Raw genomic sequence first — 20779 nt, forward strand, 5'->3', positions numbered from 1 at the left:
TTACCCTTTCGCCGGCTCGACGTGGATGTTGATGAACGTCCCTTCGCCCAGGAGCTCGCGCAGGCGCTGCTCCATGGCGCGTGTGGTCTCGTGTGACTGGTGGAGGGTGAGGTTGCCGTCCATGCGGACGTGCACATCGATGGCGCAGTTGTTGCCCACGCGGCGGGTGCGCAGGTTGTGCGGTTCCGTCACGCCGGGGAAGCTGAGGAGAATCTCCTCGATTTCCCGTTCGGTCTGCTCGGGCAGCGACTGCTCCATGAGCTCGTTGGCACACGGGACGACCATTTCCCACGCTACCTTCACGATGAAGATGCTCACCACCACGGCTGCCACGGGGTCGAGCACACGCCAGTTGTCGCCCAGCAGGATGGCTCCGCCGATGCCCACTGCCGTGCCGACCGACGAGAGGGCGTCGCTGCGGTGGTGCCAGGCGTTGGCGATGACCGCCTGTGACTGTTCGCGCCGTCCCACGATGACGGTGTAGCGGTAGAGTATTTCCTTGGTGACGATGGAGAGGAGGGCTGCCACGAGGGCAAGGGTGCCGGGCGCTTCGAGCGTTTCCCCACGGACGAACGCCCAGATGGAGCGTGCGCCGTTCCAGAAGATGCCCAGTCCGACGAAGAAGAGGATGATGCCGATGAGTGCCGTGGCAAGGGTCTCGTATTTCCCGTGCCCGTAGTCGTGGTCCTTGTCCTGCGGCTTGTTGGAGATGCGTACGAAGAGGAGTACGATGACGTCCGTGACGAAGTCCGACAGCGAATGGACGGCATCGGCGAGCATGGCGGCACTGCGCCCGAGGATGCCCGCGGCAAACTTGAAGAGGAGGAGGACGAGGTTGACCACGCTGCCGACGATGGTCACGCGGTAGATGCGCCGTTCGCGTTCCGCCCGTCCCGATGTGTTCCGGTTTTCCATAACACGTAGAGCTTGGTTCGTTAATACGGTGCAAAGATACAAGGCAATTGACAATTGACAATGGACAATTGATAATTGCCCTTCGGCATGGGAGCTGTCCAACAAGGCAATAATTGTCCATTGTCAATTGTCAATTGTCAATTGAGGCGTATCTTTGCAGAAAATTAGTTGCCTTATGAATGAAGATATGTTTCGCACCTTCGACCAGTGGTTGCGCTCTGAAGGCTACCTCATGGGCGAAGACTCCACTTCCACCCTCCACCGCGTGCTCTGGCTCGTGGCAGTACTCCTGTTCGGTTACCTCGTCGGCCTGATTTGCCGTCGGGTGGTCATCCCTCTCGTCGCGAAGGTCGTGTCGAAGACCAAGGCTACGTGGGACGACTACCTCTTCAATCCCCGCGTGTTGCGCAGCATCTCCCACCTCGTGCCTGCGATGGTGGTCTATGTCGTGATTCCCTACGTGTTCATCGGCACGGGGCTGTGGCTCGACATCCTGCTGCGCATCTCCCAGATATGGCTCATCATCGTGGGCATCCGGTTCTTCACCGCTCTCATCTCGTCGGTCTATGAGCTCTCGACACAGCACGAGGACCTGCGCGACCGCCCGCTGAAGGGTGTCTACCAGATGCTGAAGATTATCGTCATCTGTGTCGGCGTCATCGGTGTGGTGAGTGTCCTGGTGAACCGTTCGCCCCTGGCGCTGTTCACTGCCCTGGGTGCCGCCGCCACCGTGCTGATGTTGATATTCAAGGACACCATCATCGGACTGGTTGCCGGGGTGCAGCTCTCTGCCAACGACATGCTTCGTCCGGGCGACTGGATCAAAATCCCCAAGCAGGGCATCGACGGCATGGTGACGGAGGTCAACCTGACGACGGTGAAGGTGCTCAACTGGGACAACTCCGTGACGACGGTCCCGCCCTACACGCTCGTGAGCGACTCCTTCGAGAACTGGCGTGTGATGCAGGAGAGCGGCGGGCGCCGGGTAAAGCGCTCGGTGAACATCGACATGCAGAGCATCCGTTTCTGCACGCCCGAGGAGCTGTCCGCCTATGCCGATGAGGAGTGGTTCGCCCCGCTGAAGGATGAGAAGGAGGTGGTCAACCTGCGCGTGTTCCGTGCCTATTTCACCGACTGCCTGCGTCGTAACCCGCGCATCAATGCGGAGCTGACGCTGATGATACGCCAGCTCCAGCCCGGCCCGCAGGGTCTCCCGTTGGAACTTTACTTCTTCTCGGCCGACCGTTCATGGATTCCCTACGAGATGCTGCAGGCTGAGGTGCTCGAGGTGTGCCTTGCCGTGCTCCCGCGTTTCGGTCTCCACGTCTTCCAGTCGCCGACGGGACTGGACCTGGAGCGGACACGCATCAATCAGTAGCGGACACGCCTGGTTCAGTAGGTGAAGCTGCTTCCACCCAGGAACTCCCTGAGGAGCGAGGTCGGCGGAAGGTCGCGGTCCGGCACGGGGATGAAGTACTCGAGGAAGCGGCGCAGGCGGTAAGCCTCCGAGTAGGCCGGCGACGACTCGGGGACGCGGTACAGCACAGGCTCCACGTGGCTCTTGAGCACCGACAGCTCGAAGAGCAATGCGGAGTTGAACATGGCGTCGGCGTTCTCCTGGTACGGGAAAATCCATTTCGCCTCACCTGCCCGCACGCTCGGCCAGCGCAGGATGGTCTCCTCGGCGGAGTAGCCCCGGTAGTTGTAGTCGCGGATGATGCGTCGCAGCAGACGGTTGTCCGTCGTGGGGATGTAGTTGTGGTTGTCGAGCGAGATGGTCGTCAGGGCGGACACGTACACGCGGTACTTGTTCGCTTCCGGAATGTGGGGCGTCAGCTCGGGGTTCAGCGCGTGGATGCCTTCGAGGATGAGGATGGCGTTCTCCTCCAGGTGCAGGAAGTCGCCCCGGTACTCGCGCGCCCCGGTGGTGAAGTTGAAGCGCGGCAGCTCCACCTGTTCGCCGGCGATGAGCGAGCGGATGTGCTGGTTGAACAGGTCGAGGTCCAGCGCGTAGAGCGACTCGTAGTCATAGTTCCCGTCGGCGTCCAGCGGCGTGTGCTGGCGGTCGACGAAGTAGTCGTCGAGCGAGATGGGGTGGGGGCGCTTGCCGTTCGCCATGAGCTGGACGGAGAGCCGCTTGCTGAAGGTCGTCTTGCCCGACGACGAGGGACCGGAGATGAGCACCACCTTCACGTCGGGGCGTGCGCAGATGTCGTCCGCGATGCGGGCGATGCACTTCTCCTGCAGTGCCTCGGCAACGTTGATGAGGTCCGTGGCGTGTCCTTCGGCAATCGCCTCGTTGAAGTCGCCCACCGTGCTCACGCCCATGATTTCCTGCCAGCGGCGGTTCTCGTTGAAGACGTCGAACATCTTCTCCTGCTTGACCATCTCGCCCAGTACGGAGGGGTTCATGCGGTCGGGGAAGCGGAGGAGCAGCCCGTCGTAGTACTTCACCAGGTCGAACAGGTGCAGGTGTCCCGTCGAGGGGAGGAGGCTGCCGTAGTAGTAGTCCACGAATCCGTCGAGCGTATAATAATAGGTATAGAGCCGCCCCGTCGTGCGCAGGAGCTTCACCTTGTCCGTCATGCCCTTCTGCTCGAAGAGGCGGATTGCCTCCTCGGAATGTTGCTCGATGCGGTGGAAGGGCAGGTCGGCGGCAATGATTTCCGCCATGCGCTGCTTGATGCGGGTGACGTCGGCGAGCTCCGGTTCACGCCCGATGCGCAGGCTGCAGTAGTAGCCCCGCGAGACGGGGTGCTCCAGCAGGATTTGTCCGTCGGGGAATACGTCCGCGACCGCCTTGCAGAGCACGAAGCAGAGCGAGCGGACGTAGGTGCGCAGTCCCGACTCGCTGGAGATGTCGAGGAACTCCACGTCCTTGTTGTGGTAGACACGGAAGTTCAGACCCTCCACGTGGTTGTTCACCTTGGCACTCACCACGCCGTAGGGCATGTCGAGTCCGAAGCCTTTGTAGATTTGCAAAAGTGAGCTCCCGATAGGAAAGCTCTGAGTTTTTTCATTATTTTTGCAGCAGATTTGTATTACTTGTTTCATTCCTGTTACAATTATGCGGTTCGTTTGGCGGCTGTCTCCCGTCGGTGGAGAAGCCTGTGGCTAAAGATAGGCATAATCGGGATGAGGCGTGGTAGGAGACTCTATTAATAAAGATAAACCGCATGTCTATTTTCGTATTTTTAAAGCTTCTCGGCTCTTTGGCACTGCTCATGTATGGCATGAAGACCATGAGCGAGGGACTTCAGAAGCTCACGGGCGGACACCTCCGCCACATCCTTGGCGCCATGACGACGAACCGGTTCACGGGGTTGCTCACGGGCGCGTTCGTTACCGGCGCCGTCCAGTCGTCCACCGCGACGACGGTCATGACGGTCAGCTTCGTCAACGCCGGCCTGCTGACACTGGCACAAGCCATCTCCGTCATCATGGGTGCGAATATCGGCACGACGCTCACTGCGTGGATTATGTCGATATTCGGTTTCCAGATGAACATGAGCAACTTCGTTTTCCCCCTGTTTGCTGTAGCTCTCCCCTTGATTTTCTCCCGCAAGAGCGGGCGCAAGTCATTCGGAGAGTTTATTTTTGGCTTCTCGTTCATGTTCCTCGGTCTGACGACCCTTCGGGAGAACGCGCTGACCATGGACCTGGAGCACAACGAGGCGGTCATCAGCTTCATCGCCTCGTGCCGGGGCTGGGGCTTCCTCTCGACGCTGCTCTTCCTGGTGGTCGGCAGCGTGCTGACGATGTGCGTCCAGTCGTCGGCAGCGGTCATGGCAATCACGCTGATTCTCTGTTCCGGCGGCGTGCTCGACCTGTACATGGGCATCGCGCTGGTCATGGGCGAGAACATCGGCACGACGGTCACCTCCAACATCGCGGCGCTGACGGGCAATGCGCAGGCACGGCGTGCGGCGTTCGCCCACTTCATCTTCAACACCTTCGGAGTCATCTGGGTGCTGTGTGTGTTCCATCCCTTCGTCGACATGGTGCGGGGGCTGGTCCGCTGGATGGCGCCCGACGCGTCGCCCCACATCGCAATCACCTATGCGCTCTCGGCGTTCCACACCTGCTTCAACATCTGCAACGTGCTCATCCTGATTTGGTTCATCAAGCCGATGGAACGGATTATCTGCCGTGTCATCAAGGCGAAGGACGACGATGAGGAGTTCCGCCTGCGCTACATCGAGGGCGGGCTGCTGTCGACGGCAGAGCTCTCCATCCTCCAGGCACGCAAGGAAATCAACCTCTACGCCAAGCGCACCCACCGCATGTTCGGCTTTGTGCGCGACCTGCTCCACACGACCGACGACGACGCCTTCACCCGTCTGTTCGCCCGCATCGAGAAGTACGAGAATATCAGCGACCGCATGGAGGTGGAGATAGCCAACTACCTGAACCTCGTCTCCGAGGGACGCCTCAGCTCCGAGAGCAAGGAGCAGATACGCGAGATGCTGCGCGAGGTGTCCGAAATCGAGAGTATCGGCGACAGCTGCTACAACCTGGCGCGTACGCTGAACCACAAGCACAGCGGCAAGACCGACTTCACGGAGAAGCAGTACGAACACATCGAACTGATGTTCCAGTTCGTCAACGAGGCAATGATGCAGATGATGGCGCTGCTCAACGACACCACCCACGAGGTAGACCCGAACGTGTCGTTCAACATTGAACAGGAAATCAACAACTACCGCGACCAGCTCAAGACACAGAACGTGATGGACATCAACAACCGGGAGTACGGTTACCAGATGGGTGTTCACTACATGGACCTCATTGCCGAGTGCGAGAAGCTGGGCGACTATGTCATCAACGTCGTGGAGGCATACACCGAGAAGAAAGCCACCGCCGCCCTGTCGGCTGTGGGCTGACGCGCTGCCTCCGGACCCGTTGCCGTGCGCTTACAGATGTTCGTGTTTTTGGCACTTATTCTGTAGGCGCACGGTCGTTTTTACGTGCCGTGGTTTGAATTTGAAACCTCCGTTTCACCCCGATGAAGAATCTGTTACGGCAAGATGTTCTAACCATTATTGCGTTAAATAAACTAAACGCCTGTTTGTGAGTTCGTGACACGGTGTCGGAAGGATGCTGCATTTCCGTATCTTCTGTCCGTGAGAATGGACGAAACTGTCAGTATTTGTCTGCCAGAAGGACCGTATTGTCGGCAAATGTGTTCTGTCTGCATGGATATGCAAGTGTGAATAAATCCAAACGACCGTTACACCATCCTCGTATATCAGAATATTTCTTCCTATATTCGCACACCTCCCTACAGGGAGTCAGAAAATATTGAAAGATTAGGGGATTCAATATTCATTCGCTTACAGATTAAAAGCAGCTCTGCCGTTCTTAGGGGGAACGGTGGGGTCGGCTCCATACTAACCTAAAGACATTATTCTGCTTTATGGAAGAACCTATCGTACGGGTAGACCACCTGTCGCATCGCTACAGCGTGCAATGGGCTATCCGGGACATTAACCTTCAGATCAGCAAGAAAGGGGTGTTTGGTCTGTTGGGCTCCAACGGAGCGGGGAAGTCCACCACGATGAACATCATCTGCGGTGTGCTCAACCAGACCGAGGGAGATGTCCACATCAACGGCATCAGCCTCCGCGAAGACCCGGTGCAGGCGAAACGCTACATCGGCTTCCTGCCACAACGCCCTCCTTTGTACACCGACGCCACGGTGGACGAGTATCTCATGTATTGTGCCCGCTTGCGCCTCATGGACCCGAAGGAGGTCCGCTCCGCAGTGGACCGCGCGAAGGAGAAGTGCGGCATCATGCACTTCAGTCGCCGCCTGATAGGCAACCTCTCCGGCGGCTACCAGCAGCGGGTGGGCATCGCGCAGGCCATCGTCCATAACCCGCCCTTCGTCGTGCTCGACGAACCCACCAACGGACTGGACCCGAACCAGATTGTCGAAATCCGCCACCTTATTAAAGAGATTGCTGCCGAGCGTGCCGTGATGCTCTCGACCCACATCCTGCCCGAGGTGCAGGCCACGTGCGACGAAATCATGATGATCGAGCACGGACGGGTGGTCTTTACCGGCTCGCTGCGCGACTTCAACAACTACATGGCGCCGAGCACCTTCGTGCTCGTGCTGGAACAGGCGCCACCGGTGGAGGAGCTTGCCGCCATCCCCGGCATCCTCAAGGTGGAACACCTCACTCCCACACGCTTCCGCCTCCACTTCGACGGTGAAGACCACGGCATGACCCGCCGTGTCGCCGCCCTCGCCGTGGAGAAAGGCTGGCGTCCCAGCGAAATCATGCTCGAACGCGACTCGCTCGACACCGTGTTCGCACAGCTCTCGGGCAAGGGCGTCGCCTCCCTGCACACCGGTGCACACACGGACGCCGCCGCCTCCCGTTCCTGAACGGCGGGACTCCCGACGCACCTCAACCAACGAACCTAGCAAAGAACCGTTATGAAAACAACCATCCGCATAGCATTGGCAGAACTGCGCTCGCTCTTCTGCTCACCGATCGCATGGCTCATCCTGGTCATCTTCGCCTTCCAGTCGGGGCTGGCCTTCAGCGATGCCATCGGACGCCAAATCCAGTCGCAAGCCATGGGCTACGGCCTGTGGGGAGCCACCTCCGGCATGTTCACCGGCTGGATGGGCATCTTCCCGGGGTTGCTCGGCAACCTCTACCTCTACATCCCCCTGCTCACGATGGGGCTCATGAGCCGCGAGTACAGCAGCGGCTCCATCAAGCTGCTCTATTCCTCGCCCGTGACGAACCCGCAAATCATTCTGGGCAAGTACCTCTCGGTGCTCGTCTACAACCTGGCGCTCATCTTCCCGCTGCTGGTCATGGCCGTGTTCACGGGACTGACGGTGAAGGACGCCGACCTGCCGCTGGTCTTCTCGGGCATCCTGGGCATCTATCTGCTCATCTGTGCCTACGGAGCCATCGGACTGTTCATGTCGAGCATCACCTCCTATCAGGTGGTCGCCGCCATGGGTACGCTCGCCGTGCTCGCCGCCCTCAACTACGTCGGCGAGGTAGGGCAGGACTATGCCTTCGTCCGCGACATCACCTACTGGCTCTCCATCTCCGGACGCGCCTACCAGTTCATCGACGGACTCATCTGTACGGAGGACTTGCTCTACTTCCTCATTGTCATCGTGCTGTTCATCAGCCTCTCCATCCTGAAGCTCCGTGCCGGACGCAGCAAGGTGTCCCGCGTCCGTTCGTGGGGAACCTATACGGCTGTGGTGGCTGCCGCCTTCCTCGTCGGCTATCTCTCGACGCTGCCCTCGCTGAAGTTCTACTATGACTGCACCGCCACCAAGTCGAACACACTCACCCGCACCAGCCAGGACATCGTGAAGAAGCTCGACGGCGGACTGACCATCACGACCTACGTCAACCTCCTGGAGCCGAACTACGGCAGCGGGCTTCCCAGCCAGCTCAAGTTCGACGTGGAGCGATTTGAGCAGTACATGCGCTTCAAGCCCGAGATCAAGATGCGCTACGTCTATTTCTGGGACAAGGCAGACAACGAGTCGCTCGACGACCGCTTCGTGGGGCTGGACGACCGTCAGAAGGCGGAAAAGATGAGCAAGATCCTCGACCTCGACTTCGACATGTTCCTCACTCCTGAAGAGATACGCAAGGTCATCGACCTGCGACCCGAGGGCAACCGCTTCGTCCGCGTCATCGAACGTGAGAACGGACAGCGCAGCTTCCTCCGTCTCTACGACGACAACCAGAAGCACCCCTCCGAGACCGAAATCTCCGCTGCACTCAAACGCTTTGTTGTCAAGTCGCCCAAGGTCGCTTTCCTCACGGGCCACGGGATGCGCGACATCCACAAGACCGGCGACCGCGACTACAACCGCTTTGCCGAGAGCATCTATTTCCGATACTCGCTCATCAACCAGGGCTTCGACGTGCTGACCGTTGACCTCTCCCGGGAAGATATCCCTGCGGACGTCGACATCGTGGTCATTGCCGACATGCGCACCCCCTTTGATGAGGCAGAGGGCGGCAAGCTGTCCGCCTACGTCAACCGCGGGGGCAACCTCTTCATCCTCGGCGACTACCGCCGTCAGGAGGTCATGAATCCCGTTGTCGCCCCCTTCGGCGTCAGCTTCCTGCCCGGCGTGCTCGTCGAGCCGAACGACGTGGACCTGCCGACACTGACCGTCGGCCACATCACGGCACAGGCAGCCGAGGCCTTCCCGACCTACCGTCGTCCCTATGCCTACGGCTACACCATCAGCATGCCCGAGGCGACCGCCCTCTCGTTTGACCCCTCGTGCGGGTTCACTGCCCTGCCCGTCATCGTCTCCGGCGAGAAGAGCTGGACCGAGCTTCAGACCACTGACTTCCTCGACCAGGTACCTACAGCCGACAGCCTGAGCGGCGAGCGTCCGGGAAGCTATCCCACGGTACTGGCACTCACCCGCCAGGTGGGCGACAAGGAGCAGCGCATCGTCATCTCCGGTGACGCCGACTGCGTGAGCAACTACGAGCTGGGCAAGACCCGCAACGGCGTCAACTCGTCGAACTTCACCCTGCTCACCGGAAGCTTCAAGTGGCTCTCCTACGGCGAATACCCGTTGGACACCACCCGCCCCGAACCTACGGACAACGAAATCTATCTCGGGCGTGACTCCCGCCGCTGGATCAAGTACGGCTTTGCCGGACTCCTGCCCCTGGCGCTTGCCGCCTGCGGCATCACCATCCGTGTGCGTCGGCGCAGAAGATAGTAACCAGTCCACTCGTCAACTTAAATAGACCCATTATGGAAGAAACAATTGTAAAAGTAGAGCACCTGTCCCACCGTTACAGCGTGGACTGGGCGATACGCGACATAAACCTGGAAGTGAGAAGCCGCGGTGTCTTCGGTCTGCTCGGCTCCAACGGAGCGGGGAAGTCCACCACGATGAACATCATCTGCGGAGTACTCAACCAGACCGAAGGCAATGTCTACATCAACGGCATCAGCCTGCGTGAGAACCCGGTGGAAGCCAAGAAGTACATCGGCTTCCTCCCCCAACGTCCTCCCTTGTACCCCAACATGACCGTGGAGGAATACCTGACCTACTGCGCCGCCCTGCGTCTGATGGACGAGGCAGCCATCCCTGCCGCCGTCGAGCGGGCGATGGACCGTTGCGGCATCCTCCACTTCCGCAGCCGTCTGCTGAAGAACCTCTCCGGAGGCTACCAGCAGCGCGCCGGCATCGCGCAGGCCATCGTCCACAGCCCGAAGTTCGTTGTCCTCGACGAGCCGACGAACGGACTGGACCCCAACCAGATTGTCGAGATACGTAACCTCATCAAGGAGCTCGCGTCCGACCATGCCGTGATGCTCTCCACCCACATCCTCTCGGAGGTGCAGGCAACGTGTGACGAGATACGCATGATCGAGCGCGGACACGTCATCTTCACTGGTACGATGGACGACTTTGACAACTACGTCGCGCCCACCTCGTTCCTTGTCGTGTGGGACAATCCGCCGACGACGGATGAGCTGGCTGCACTGGATGGTGTCACCGGCAGCGAGGACCTGGGCGACGGATGCTTCCGCGTCCACTTCGACCGCCGCCCCGACATCACCGAACGGGTCATCGACCGGAGCGTCCGCAGCGGATGGGGCTTGAAGGAAATCAGGCTCGAACGTCGCTCGCTCGACGAGATATTCGCCCGCCTCTCGAAGGGGGAAGGATGAGGCACCGTCTCCCGGTCCGTCCGTTCCCCCGTCGGCCGGGTGCAGTCCTCCCGTTCCCACGTTTACTTGTTAACTCGTCAACTAACCCATTTCAAGTGAATATGAAAACAACATGGAAAATAGCCAAGGCGGAGCTGTACAACCTGTTCTGCTCGCCCATCGCCTGGCTCATACTGATCATCTTCGCATTTCAGGCGGGGCTTACCTTCTCCGACCTGATCGACGACCAGCTGCGTTACCTCGCACTGGGCTACCGTCCCTATAACCTCACCTCACGCCTCCTGTTGGGCTTCGGCGGTGTGTTTGCCGCCATGCAGGACAACCTTTATCTCTACATCCCCCTGCTCACGATGGGGCTGATGAGCAAGGAGTACAGCAGCGGCTCCATCAAGTTGCTTTACTCCTCTCCGGTAACGAACACCCAGATTATCCTCGGCAAGTACCTGTCGATGCTGGTCTATGCCCTCCTGCTCATCGCCGTGCTGCTGCTGTTCCTCGTCTTCTGTGCCCTGACAGTGGAGCACTTTGACTACCCCTTCGCCTTCACGGGTCTGCTGGGCATCCTGTTGCTCACCTGTGCCTATGCCGCCATCGGACTCTTCATGTCCACCCTGACCGCCTATCAGGTGGTCGCCGCCGTCGGCACACTGACGCTGCTGGCACTGCTCAACTACATTGGTAATGTGGGGCAGGACATCGCCTTCGTCCGTGACATCACCTACTGGCTCTCCCTCTCCGGCCGTTCGGACAGCCTCATCGAGGGCATGATTTGCAGTCAGGACGTGCTCTACTTCTTCATCGTCATCGTCCTCTTCCTCGTGCTCTCCATCCTGAAGCTCAAGTTCGCACGCACGTCGGTGAAGCCGGCTGTCAAGTGGATGCAGTACACGCTGACGGTCTGCGTCGCCCTCCTCGTCGGCTACACCACCACACGTCCCAAGCTCATGGGCTACTACGACGCCACTGCCACCAAGGCGAACACGCTCACGCCCGAGAGCCAGGAAGTCATGAAGCAGCTGACCGGCGGACTGACCATCACCACCTACGTCAACCTGCTCGACGAGAACTACGGCAAGGGCATGCCCTCCCGGCTGAACTACGACCGCGAGCAGTTCGAGAAGTACATCCGCTTCAAGCCCGAGCTGGAGATGAACTACGTCTACTACTACGACCGGGTGAACAATCCCTCCATCTATGCCCAGTTCCCCGGATTGGACGAGGAAGGCATCGCCCGCCGCATGTGCGACATCATGGACCTGGACTTCGACATGTTCCTCAGTCCCGAAGAGATACACCGCATCATCGACCTCACGCCCGAAGGCAACCGCTTCGTCCGCGTCCTCGAACGGGAGAACGGTGCACGCAGCTTCCTGCGTGTGTATGACGACAATCAGCGCGACCCGCGTGAGAGCGAAATCACCGCTGCCCTGAAGCGGCTCGTCGTCAAGGCTCCCAAGGTGGGCTTTGTCGCTGGTCACGGCGAACGCAGCATTGACAAGGCAGGCGAGCGCGACTATGCCGCCTTTGCCCGCAACCTCACCTTCCGCTACTCCCTCATCAACCAGGGCTTTGATGCCGTCGGGCTGAACCTGGCGGATTCCACGGGCATCCCTGCCGACATCGACATCGTGGTCATTGCCGAGGCACGCACCCCGTTCACTGATGGCGAACTGGCACGTCTGCACGACTACGTGGAGCGCGGGGGCAACCTCATCATTGCCGGTGAGCCGCGCCGTCAGGAGGTCATGAATCCCCTCGTGGAGCCGTTCGGCGTCCGCTTCCTGCCGGGCATTGCCGTCCATCCGACGGCAGAGTATGCAGCCGACCTCCTGGCGCAGGAACTCACACCCGAAGCTGCCGCCCTGAACGATGTCTATGCCGGACTGCGCCGCAACGATTACCGCATCATCATGCCCGGTGCCGTCGGACTGGCGTGGGCAGACACGACCGCCTTCCACGTGACCCCCATGCTCACCACCCCGGCACAAGGCTCGTGGATGGAGTTGCAGACGACCGACTTCGTTGACGACAAGGCGGTGCTCGACACCCTGACGGGCGAACGCGAGGCTGCCGTCCCGACGATGCTCCGCCTCACCCGTCAGGTGGGCGACAAGGAGCAGCGCATCCTCATCCTAGGCGACGCGGACTGCATGAGCAACGGCGAGCTGACGACCGAGCGTTACGCCCTGAACGGCTCGAACTTCTCACTCATCACCGAGTCGTTCCGCGACCTGTCCTACAACGTCTTTCCCATCAACACCGACCGTCCGCGTCCGGCCGACGACGCCATGTCCATCGGTCAGGGAGCGCTCATCTGGGTGCGCATCCTCTTCATGGGGCTTGTCCCCGCCGCCCTCATCGCCTGCTACACGCTGACGTGGTGGCGCAGACGGAAGAAGTGAAACGAATCATCCTAATGTTGAGTATTTAATACATATAGAACATGAGAAAAAAGCGAGAGTTACTAGTGAGACAAGGTGCGCTCCTGGCGTGTGCCCTCTGTTGCGCGGCTCCTGTGGCAGCACAGGTGTCGGTGCGGGTGAGCACGGGTCAGCAGACAAGCACCGAGAGAACGCTCATTACCGTCAAGGGTAGGGTGGCAGACAAGGAAGGCCACTCGCTCCCCGGTGTGACCGTGTTGCGCAAAGGCAACATGAACGGTGTGATCACCGACATCGACGGACGGTTCCAAATCAACGTGCCGAAAGGAGCGGATGCCGTGTTGCAGTTCTCCTTCGTCGGTATGGAAACGAAGGAGGTGCGGGTGAAAGCGTCCGCACTGGGAGAGAAAGAACTGGAAATACGTCTGGATGAAGACGCCCAGCAGCTCGACGAGGTGGTGGTGACAGGCTTTGTGAACTTCAAGAAGGAAAGCTTCACGGGAAACTCCACCACCATCCGCAAGGAGGAGCTGCAACGTGTTTCCAAGACGAACGTCATCAAGGCGCTTCAGGCGTTTGACCCGTCGTTCCGCATTGCCGAGAACACCACTTGGGGTTCGGACCCGAACGCCCTGCCCGAAGTGTCCATCCGTGGTAACTCCGGTATCGGCGTGAAGGAGCTGGATGCGCAGAGCCTGACCTCGAAGTCGAACCTGCAGAACAACCCGAACCTGCCTACCTTCATCATGGACGGCTTCGAAATTGACGTGACGAAACTCTATGACATGGACCCCTCTCGCATCGAGAGCATCACCATCCTCAAGGATGCCGCCGCCACGGCGATGTACGGTTCGCGTGCAGCCAACGGTGTGGTTGTCATCACGACCGTCACTCCGAAGCCCGGCAAGCTCAACGTGCAGTACAGCTTCACCGGTGAGGTCGAGGCGCCTGACCTGAGCGACTACCACCTGCTCAACGCGGCTGAGAAGCTGGAGGCAGAACGCCTCGCAGGATGCTACGTCTCCGACACTCCTGCCGACCAGGAACGGCTGAACGAGGAGTATCAGGGCAAGCTGTACAACGTCCGGCGCGGTGTCGACACCTACTGGCTGTCGAAGCCCCTGCGCACGGTGTTCAACCATAACCACAGCCTCTACATCGACGGCGGTACGGAGAACCTGCGCTTCGGCGTCGACCTCAACTACAAGCAGGACGACGGTGTCATGAAGGGTTCGGGCCGACGGACGATGGGCGGAGGCATGTACCTCGACTACCGCATCAACAAGCTTCAGGTGCGCAACTACGTCAGCTTCAACACGACCCACAGTCAGGAGTCACCCTACGGCTCCTTCTCCGACTACACCACCAAGCAGCCCTACGACGTGTACACCGACGAGAACGGCAACTACCTCGAGGAGCTGGAAGACTGGCACATGTCGGGCACCATCACCAACCCGCTCTATGAGGCAGGGTTGCACAACTTTGACAAGTCGTCGTACAACGAGCTTATCGACAACCTGAGCCTGCAGTGGAACATCACGCACCACTTGCTGTGGAAAGCCTCGCTGGGTGTCACCTACCAGACGAACAAGAGCGACCGCTTCCTCGACCCGCTCTCGAAGAAGAATACCAACCCCATCAGCTCCACCAACTACTCGTCGGGTGAACTGACCACCGGCTCGGGCTCCAACCTGAACTGGGACTTCCAGAGCACCCTGTCCTACAACCAGTTCTTCGGCAAGCACAACCTGAACTTCTCGCTCGGCTTTAACGCGCAGGAGACGCAGACCGAGTCGGTCAGCACGACCTACCGCGGCTTCCCCTCGGGCATCCTCCATTCGCCCAACTATGCGCAGGAAGTCTATGAGAAGCCGTCGACGAGCGAGAACACGACCCGTCAGATGGGTGGCGTGGGCGTGTTCAACTACAGCTACGACAACATCTACCTCTTCGACGCCAGCATCCGCGTGGAAGGTTCCTCGGAGTTCGGTGCCGATGAGAAGTGCGGAACGTTCTGGAGCACGGGCGTCGGACTGAACCTGCACAACTACGAGGCAATCAGCGACCTGGGCTTCTTCGACCTGCTCAAGCTCCGCGGAAGCTACGGACAGACGGGTGCCGTCAACTTCGCCCCCTATCAGGCAGAGACCACCTATCAGATATTCACCGACGAATGGTACAAGACGGGCTATGGCGCCACGCTCTACGCCCTGGGCAACGAGGCATTGCGCTGGGAGACGACCAACACGCTCGACGTCGGCTTTGAGGTGAGCTTCCTGCGTCGGCTGTTCTACCTGAAGGCAAGCTACTATGTGAAGCGTACGACGGACATGGTGAACGACGTGACCATCCCCAGCCACACGGGCTTCACGACCTACAAGGATAATGTGGGCGAGGTGGAGAACCGCGGTTTCGAGCTGGACTTCCGTTCCGACATCTTCCGCAACCGCGACTGGTACGTCTCCATCTTCGCCAACCTGGCACACAACCGCAACAAGATTCTGAAGATTTCCGACAGCCTGCGCGACTACAACAAGCAGGTGCAGGACTACTATAGCGACCCCTTCAACCAGAGCTCACGCTCGCAGCCGCTGTTGCAGTACGTCGAGGGCGGTTCGATGAATTCCATCTGGGGCGTACGTTCGCTGGGCATCGACCCTGCGTCGGGCAAGGAGCTGTTCCTGCGTCCTGACGGGACGGTGACGGACACCTGGCGTTCGGGCGACCAGGTCGTTATCGGCAACAAGGAGCCGGACGGCCAGGGAACCTTCGGCTTCAGCGCGTCGTGGAGGAACTTCTCGCTCTACACCACGTTCATGTACGAGTTCGGCGGACAGCGCTACAACCAGACGCTGGTCGACAAGGTCGAGGACGCCGACATCTATGACAGCAACGTCGACTACCGCGTGCTGACCGACCGCTGGCAGAAGCCCGGCGACGTGTCGAAGTTCCAGGCGTTGCAGGCAGGCGTGAACAACATCGCGCAGACACAGCCTACGTCGCGCTTCGTGCAGGACTACAACTACCTGACGCTGAACTCACTCTCGCTGGAGTACACCTTCGACAACGAGCTGATAGCCCCTTGGGGACTGAGCATGCTCCGGCTGGAGTTGTCTGCCAACGACCTGTTCTATGCCTCCACCGTGAAGCAGGAGCGTGGCTTGAGCTATCCGTACTCGCGCTCCGTAAGTTTCGCCGTCAAGGCTTCCTTCTAACCCTTTAAACGTACGACAAATGAAGAAACTCTACATACTCTTGTCCGCCGTCCTGCTCCTGGCGGGCAGTTCCTGTTCCGACTGGCTGGACGTGCGTCCGTCTGACACGCTGACGCAGGACGAGCTGTTTGCCGAGGGCGACGGCTACCGCGTGACCCTCAACGGTGTCTACCGTCAGATGTCGGAGACCTCGCTCTACGGTTCCGCCCTGACGTGGGGCTACCTGGATGCCGCCGCACAGATGTACTCGTCCTGGTACCTGGGCACGAACACCCTCTACGACAAGTTCGCCAGCTTCGAATACACCGACTCCAAGGTGGAAGATGTCATCGACGGCATCTGGTCGAAGATGTACAACAGCATCGCCAACTGCAACAACCTGATTGCGCAGATAGAGGAGGCGCCCGCCTCCAAGTTCCGCGGAGGGGAGGAGGAGCGTCAGCTCATCAAGGGCGAGGCGCTGGCTCTGCGTGCCTTCCTCCACCTGGACGTCCTGCGTCTGTTCGCTCCCGCTCCTGTCAAGGATGACGGGAAGGACTACATCCCCTATGTGGACACGTACCCCTGTACCTTCAAGGAGTACAGCTCCAACCGGGAGGTGCTCGACCGCATCATCGCCGACCTCCAGGCTGCCAAGGAGCTGGTGAAGCCCTTTGACACGGCGGAGGAACACGCCTACTGGATGACGACGAACGCCCGTATCGAGAACTTCGAAGGCTCGGGTGTGGGCAATCCCCCGTCGGACATCTTCTTCACCTACCGCGGCTACCGCATGAACTACTACGCCATCTGCGCCGCCCTGGCACGCGCCTACAACTACGCCGGACCCTACGACGCGGAGAACTACAAGCGGGCGTTCGACGAGACGCAGCCCATCATTGACGGAGCCTACGAGGGCAACCCCTACTTCACGTTCACCTATCCCTCGACGGGCAACACGCGCCTCTATCACGATGTCATCTTCTGCCTCTCCAACCAGAAGACCGTGACGAACTACAGCGACGCCACTGCCGACAACACGAAGTTCTACATCAACGACGCCTCCTACCTGTTCGACGACCAGTCGGACGTGCGCTATGCGGTCCTGCTGAACACGACGTCCTACAACGTGCTGTCGCTGAAGTACAGCGACGAGTCCAACAGCTACTGTGCCGACCTGCTCCCGGTGCTGCGCCTGAGCGAGATGTACTATATCCGTGCGGAGTACTACTACACCATCGGCGACAATGTGAAGGCTGCCGACGAGATTGATGTCGTCCGTGAAGGGCGCAACTGCTCGAAGGGCAAGTACAGCCAGGTCATTGCCAGCGACCCCGAAGGATGGTTCGGTCCGGAAATCGTCAAGGAGGCGAACCGCGAGTTCGTCGGCGAGGGCCAGCTCTTCTACTATTACAAGCGCCTGGGCATTGACCCGGACTACGTCTACGACGCCAACTTCGTATTCCCGTTGCCCGACAGCGAGAGTGCCATTTAACCAAACGATTCGAGAATGATTATGAAAAGACACCTGTTACTCAGTGCGCCTCTGTGTGCCGTGCTTGCGTTTGCTGCCTGCTCGGAGGCGGAGATACCCGTTTACGACGTCAGCTCCCACCGCCTCTACTTCACGGGCGAGAAGGAGCAGACCGTCACCTTCCAGTTCTATCCCGGGACGGACACCTACGAGGCGTGCTTCCCGATACAGCTCATCGGCCAGCAGCTGGATGCCGACCGCGAGGTGAGCGTCGAGGTGGTGGACACTGCCACCACGGCACTGCCCGATGAATACACGTTGCCCAGTCCCGTGGTGTTCCGCAAGGGACTGTTCACCGACACGCTCAAGGTCCTGCTCAAGCGCAGCGCACGCATGGACGACGAGGAGGTTTCGCTCGCCCTGCGCATCGTGGCGAACGACCACTTTGACGTCGGTTACCCCGACAGCCTGATGGTGAAGACCCACTTCAGCAACCTCCTGCGCAAGCCCGAGTGGTGGACCGAGGACATCACCAACGCCATCTTCGGCCCCTACAGCGATGCCAAGTACCACTACCTCATCGAGTCCACCGGCATTGCCGACTATTCGGGCTACTCGCTGACCGAGATGCGTAAGGTCCGCGATGCCTACCAGCAGGCACTGGATGCCCACCCCGAGTGGACGGAAGCGGACGGTTCGCCCATCGAACTGGCCGGATATTAATCCTTAAGTAAAGAGAAGAAAAAGCTATGAAACATAAACTAATCCTGTTATACCTCTGCGTGGCGGCAGTCCTTGCAGGCTGCTATGAGGACAAGGGGAACTATTCGTACACGGATATCCCCAAGTATGTCATCGACGAGTCGTCCTTCGGGAGCGGCAGTACCCTCAGTCTGGCACAGGGCGACACCCTGACCCTGTCGCCGGTCATCCTCAGCGAGCAGGGCGACACCCTGCGGGACATCGCCAATGTGGAATATTCATGGAGCATCGACTACGCACAGGTCGTGAGCCGTGAGCGCGACCTGACCTATGTCTGCGACTCGCTGATGAGCAACGCCCTGCTGGTCTTCGACATCCATGACCTGGTGAACGACCTGCACTATGCCCAGACCGTCTATGTCAGCGTACGTGAGAAGTACAGCGGTGCGGGCTTCTACGTCCTGGGCGAGAAGGACGGGCACACCTGCCTGAGCGCCATCCTCAGCTCTTCGTTCCTGGGGGACAAGGTCGACATTGCCAACAGCACCATCCGTACGGTCGTCGGTGTGTATCATGCCGAGAACGACGAGTACCTGCCGGACGACCCCATCCGCCTGCACGAGCACAACTGGTACGGCGGCGGTCCGCAGGTGATGGTCATCACGCCCACCGAGCTGGTCGACGTCGAGTCGTCGACCTTTGTGAAGGACATGACCGGTTCGGAGATGATTGACGGAGGCTGGCCTGCCGGCATGCGTGCCGCCAATGTGATGTACATGGGCTGGACCGACGTGCTGGAGGACGAGGAAGGACAGATTTACACCCGCATCAAGTCGACGAAGGAGCTGCCCAACTCGGAGTATTTCTATCCCGTGCCCTGCAAGTGTGAGGGCGAGGACGAACCGCTCACCGACACTCACATCATCGTCAGCAAGCTGGGAGGCAACTTCTGCCTGCTGCATGACGACAAGCACAAGCGCCTGCTCCACGTGTCGGACATCAAGTCGGACAGCAAGGGTGAGTACACACTGGGACGCATCTCGGCGCTCCGCCATTTCGAGGGACCTGCCGGCTTCGTGCCCCTCGACAACTACGAAGGCTACAACCTGGTGCACTGTGGCTACCACGACCAGTACCAGTACGGAGGCACGGGCTACAGCTATGTGTTCATCTTCGAGAAGGACGGACAGTACACCGTGCAGACCTGCCGCATCTGGCAGGACAACTACAACAGTTCGACCCTGATGGTGGACAACATGGCGGTGCTCTCGGCTTCGGAAGACGGTTCGCACGTCAACCTCATCGACGACATCATGCGTGCCGACAGCTACGTCTACACCTTGCCCTACACGACCCAGGCTTCCAACCCCGGTGCCTACACGTTCATCGCGAGCGGCAACGACCTGTACATGCTCGACCGCACGGCGAAGTCGGTGAAGAAGTACCTCTCATTCGACGCTCCGGTGACGGCGATGTGCGGCGAGTGGTTCAACAGCAACTACATGGGACTCGGACTGGAGAACGGCAAGTTCTACTTGCTGCCGATGCAGAACGCCAAGAACCTGGACGACAGTGCCAAGATTCTCTGGGAGTCTCCGGATGACTTCGGCCGCATCGTGAGCGTGCGGACGAAGGAAGCCAACGGATGGGGAGTGGACCAGTTCTGATTCCTGTTTTCTATTTGATAATGTCGCTGCCTCCGTACAGGAGGAGCATGCAGGGAGGTGCGTCAGACGAACGTGCCTCCCTTTTTTATGCGTCGCCCCTTCCGTTGTCCGGACGTTCTCCCACAGACACGGTTGCCCGGCGGACGGGGCATGGATGCCTGATTCGCTGCACACCCGCTCTTAATCTGATACGCATAGGGACTTGACAGACTAAAGTATAATACTTAGATAGGCAAAGTATAATACTTAGGTGGTCTAAGTATAATACTTTGGTAGGCTAAGTATTATACTTTGGTATATCAAACCAATTAGTTTGCCACGTCAAACACTTGTGTTTGCCCGATGAAAGACTTGTGTCTGTCCGGTCAAACACAAATGTCCGGAGGGTGTGTGTCCATGAAGTGCACCTTCTGTACAGGCGGAAGAAAAGTATGGAGTGTAAATTTAACCCTTATCTTTCTTACAGTCGGAATGTAGCAAAGCGGGAATGGTTGAGAAGTGTAAGAAAATACATCTCACAACGATTTTATGGTACAGACAACAAAAAAGGAGGAAAAGATTTTGCATTACAGATAAAATAACATACTTTTGTCCATCATTAACTAAAGAAAGACAGTTCCCTTCCTCTCTGGGAAGACTGGATGGGAGAGAAAGATGCAGAGAGGGAAATATATAGAGGTGGAGAAAAGCGAAGATATATGGAGACTAGAGAAGAATGCAGTGTGGAGAGAGAAGAAGACGGAT

12 protein-coding genes are annotated in these 20779 nt (G+C 59.1%); 10 read left to right on the forward strand and 2 right to left on the reverse strand.

Going from position 1 to position 20779, the window contains the following annotated elements:
* Positions 1-915 carry a cation diffusion facilitator family transporter gene (locus tag C8275_RS02825; protein ID WP_106484016.1) on the reverse strand — a complete coding sequence of 305 codons (915 nt, stop codon included), beginning with the start codon at positions 913-915 and terminating at the stop codon, positions 1-3.
* Between the two features lie 187 nt (positions 916-1102).
* Here C8275_RS02825 and C8275_RS02830 point away from each other — a divergent pair, with 187 nt between their 5' ends.
* On the forward strand, positions 1103-2293 hold the full coding sequence (locus tag C8275_RS02830; RefSeq protein ID WP_369861204.1) for a mechanosensitive ion channel family protein: 1191 nt from the start codon (positions 1103-1105) through the stop codon (positions 2291-2293).
* Positions 2294-2307: 14 nt separating this feature from the next.
* On the opposite strand, the gene C8275_RS02835 is transcribed toward C8275_RS02830, so the two are convergent.
* Complete coding sequence (locus C8275_RS02835) at positions 2308-3969, reverse strand: nucleoside kinase (RefSeq protein WP_106484017.1); 1662 nt, start codon at positions 3967-3969, stop codon at positions 2308-2310.
* Between the two features lie 122 nt (positions 3970-4091).
* Here C8275_RS02835 and C8275_RS02840 point away from each other — a divergent pair, with 122 nt between their 5' ends.
* From C8275_RS02840 to C8275_RS02880, 9 genes are all read left to right on the forward strand, one after another.
* A complete protein-coding gene (locus C8275_RS02840; RefSeq protein ID WP_106484018.1) occupies positions 4092-5798 on the forward strand; it encodes a Na/Pi cotransporter family protein in 1707 nt (568 codons plus the stop codon).
* 533 nt (positions 5799-6331) lie between these two features.
* Positions 6332-7309 (forward strand): ABC transporter ATP-binding protein, encoded by a 978-nt coding sequence (locus C8275_RS02845; protein WP_106484019.1) that lies wholly within the window; start codon positions 6332-6334, stop codon positions 7307-7309.
* Between the two features lie 51 nt (positions 7310-7360).
* Positions 7361-9655 carry a Gldg family protein gene (locus tag C8275_RS02850; RefSeq protein WP_106484020.1) on the forward strand — a complete coding sequence of 765 codons (2295 nt, stop codon included), beginning with the start codon at positions 7361-7363 and terminating at the stop codon, positions 9653-9655.
* A 35-nt stretch (positions 9656-9690) separates the two neighbouring features.
* The gene (locus C8275_RS02855; RefSeq protein WP_106484021.1) at positions 9691-10617 is read left to right on the forward strand and encodes an ABC transporter ATP-binding protein; all 927 of its coding nucleotides are present in this window, start codon (positions 9691-9693) and stop codon (positions 10615-10617) included.
* Positions 10618-10718: 101 nt separating this feature from the next.
* Complete coding sequence (locus C8275_RS02860; RefSeq protein WP_106484022.1) at positions 10719-13019, forward strand: Gldg family protein; 2301 nt, start codon at positions 10719-10721, stop codon at positions 13017-13019.
* 41 nt (positions 13020-13060) lie between these two features.
* A complete protein-coding gene (locus C8275_RS02865) occupies positions 13061-16213 on the forward strand; it encodes a SusC/RagA family TonB-linked outer membrane protein (RefSeq protein ID WP_022385350.1) in 3153 nt (1050 codons plus the stop codon).
* A 19-nt stretch (positions 16214-16232) separates the two neighbouring features.
* Positions 16233-17687 (forward strand): RagB/SusD family nutrient uptake outer membrane protein, encoded by a 1455-nt coding sequence (locus C8275_RS02870; RefSeq protein ID WP_106484023.1) that lies wholly within the window; start codon positions 16233-16235, stop codon positions 17685-17687.
* A gap of 15 nt (positions 17688-17702) precedes the next feature.
* On the forward strand, positions 17703-18389 hold the full coding sequence (locus C8275_RS02875; protein WP_106484024.1) for a DUF4843 domain-containing protein: 687 nt from the start codon (positions 17703-17705) through the stop codon (positions 18387-18389).
* 26 nt (positions 18390-18415) lie between these two features.
* Positions 18416-20035: a PKD-like family lipoprotein gene (locus C8275_RS02880; protein WP_106484025.1), complete on the forward strand. Its 1620-nt coding sequence runs from the start codon at positions 18416-18418 to the stop codon at positions 20033-20035.
* The last annotated feature ends 744 nt before the right edge of the window (positions 20036-20779 follow it).

Source organism: Bacteroides sp. Marseille-P3684, from assembly GCF_900291465.1.
Classification (GTDB): domain Bacteria; phylum Bacteroidota; class Bacteroidia; order Bacteroidales; family Bacteroidaceae; genus Phocaeicola_A.

Bases quoted from the DNA above. Each gene is read 5' to 3' on its own strand.
- C8275_RS02825 (WP_106484016.1), bottom strand. From the start codon at position 915: ATGGAAAACCGGAACACATCGGGACGGGCGGAACGCGAACGGCGCATC.
- C8275_RS02830 (WP_369861204.1), top strand. From the start codon at position 1,103: ATGTTTCGCACCTTCGACCAGTGGTTGCGCTCTGAAGGCTACCTCATG.
- C8275_RS02835 (WP_106484017.1), bottom strand. From the start codon at position 3,969: ATGAAACAAGTAATACAAATCTGCTGCAAAAATAATGAAAAAACTCAG.
- C8275_RS02840 (WP_106484018.1), top strand. From the start codon at position 4,092: ATGTCTATTTTCGTATTTTTAAAGCTTCTCGGCTCTTTGGCACTGCTC.
- C8275_RS02845 (WP_106484019.1), top strand. From the start codon at position 6,332: ATGGAAGAACCTATCGTACGGGTAGACCACCTGTCGCATCGCTACAGC.
- C8275_RS02850 (WP_106484020.1), top strand. From the start codon at position 7,361: ATGAAAACAACCATCCGCATAGCATTGGCAGAACTGCGCTCGCTCTTC.
- C8275_RS02855 (WP_106484021.1), top strand. From the start codon at position 9,691: ATGGAAGAAACAATTGTAAAAGTAGAGCACCTGTCCCACCGTTACAGC.
- C8275_RS02860 (WP_106484022.1), top strand. From the start codon at position 10,719: ATGAAAACAACATGGAAAATAGCCAAGGCGGAGCTGTACAACCTGTTC.
- C8275_RS02865 (WP_022385350.1), top strand. From the start codon at position 13,061: ATGAGAAAAAAGCGAGAGTTACTAGTGAGACAAGGTGCGCTCCTGGCG.
- C8275_RS02870 (WP_106484023.1), top strand. From the start codon at position 16,233: ATGAAGAAACTCTACATACTCTTGTCCGCCGTCCTGCTCCTGGCGGGC.
- C8275_RS02875 (WP_106484024.1), top strand. From the start codon at position 17,703: ATGATTATGAAAAGACACCTGTTACTCAGTGCGCCTCTGTGTGCCGTG.
- C8275_RS02880 (WP_106484025.1), top strand. From the start codon at position 18,416: ATGAAACATAAACTAATCCTGTTATACCTCTGCGTGGCGGCAGTCCTT.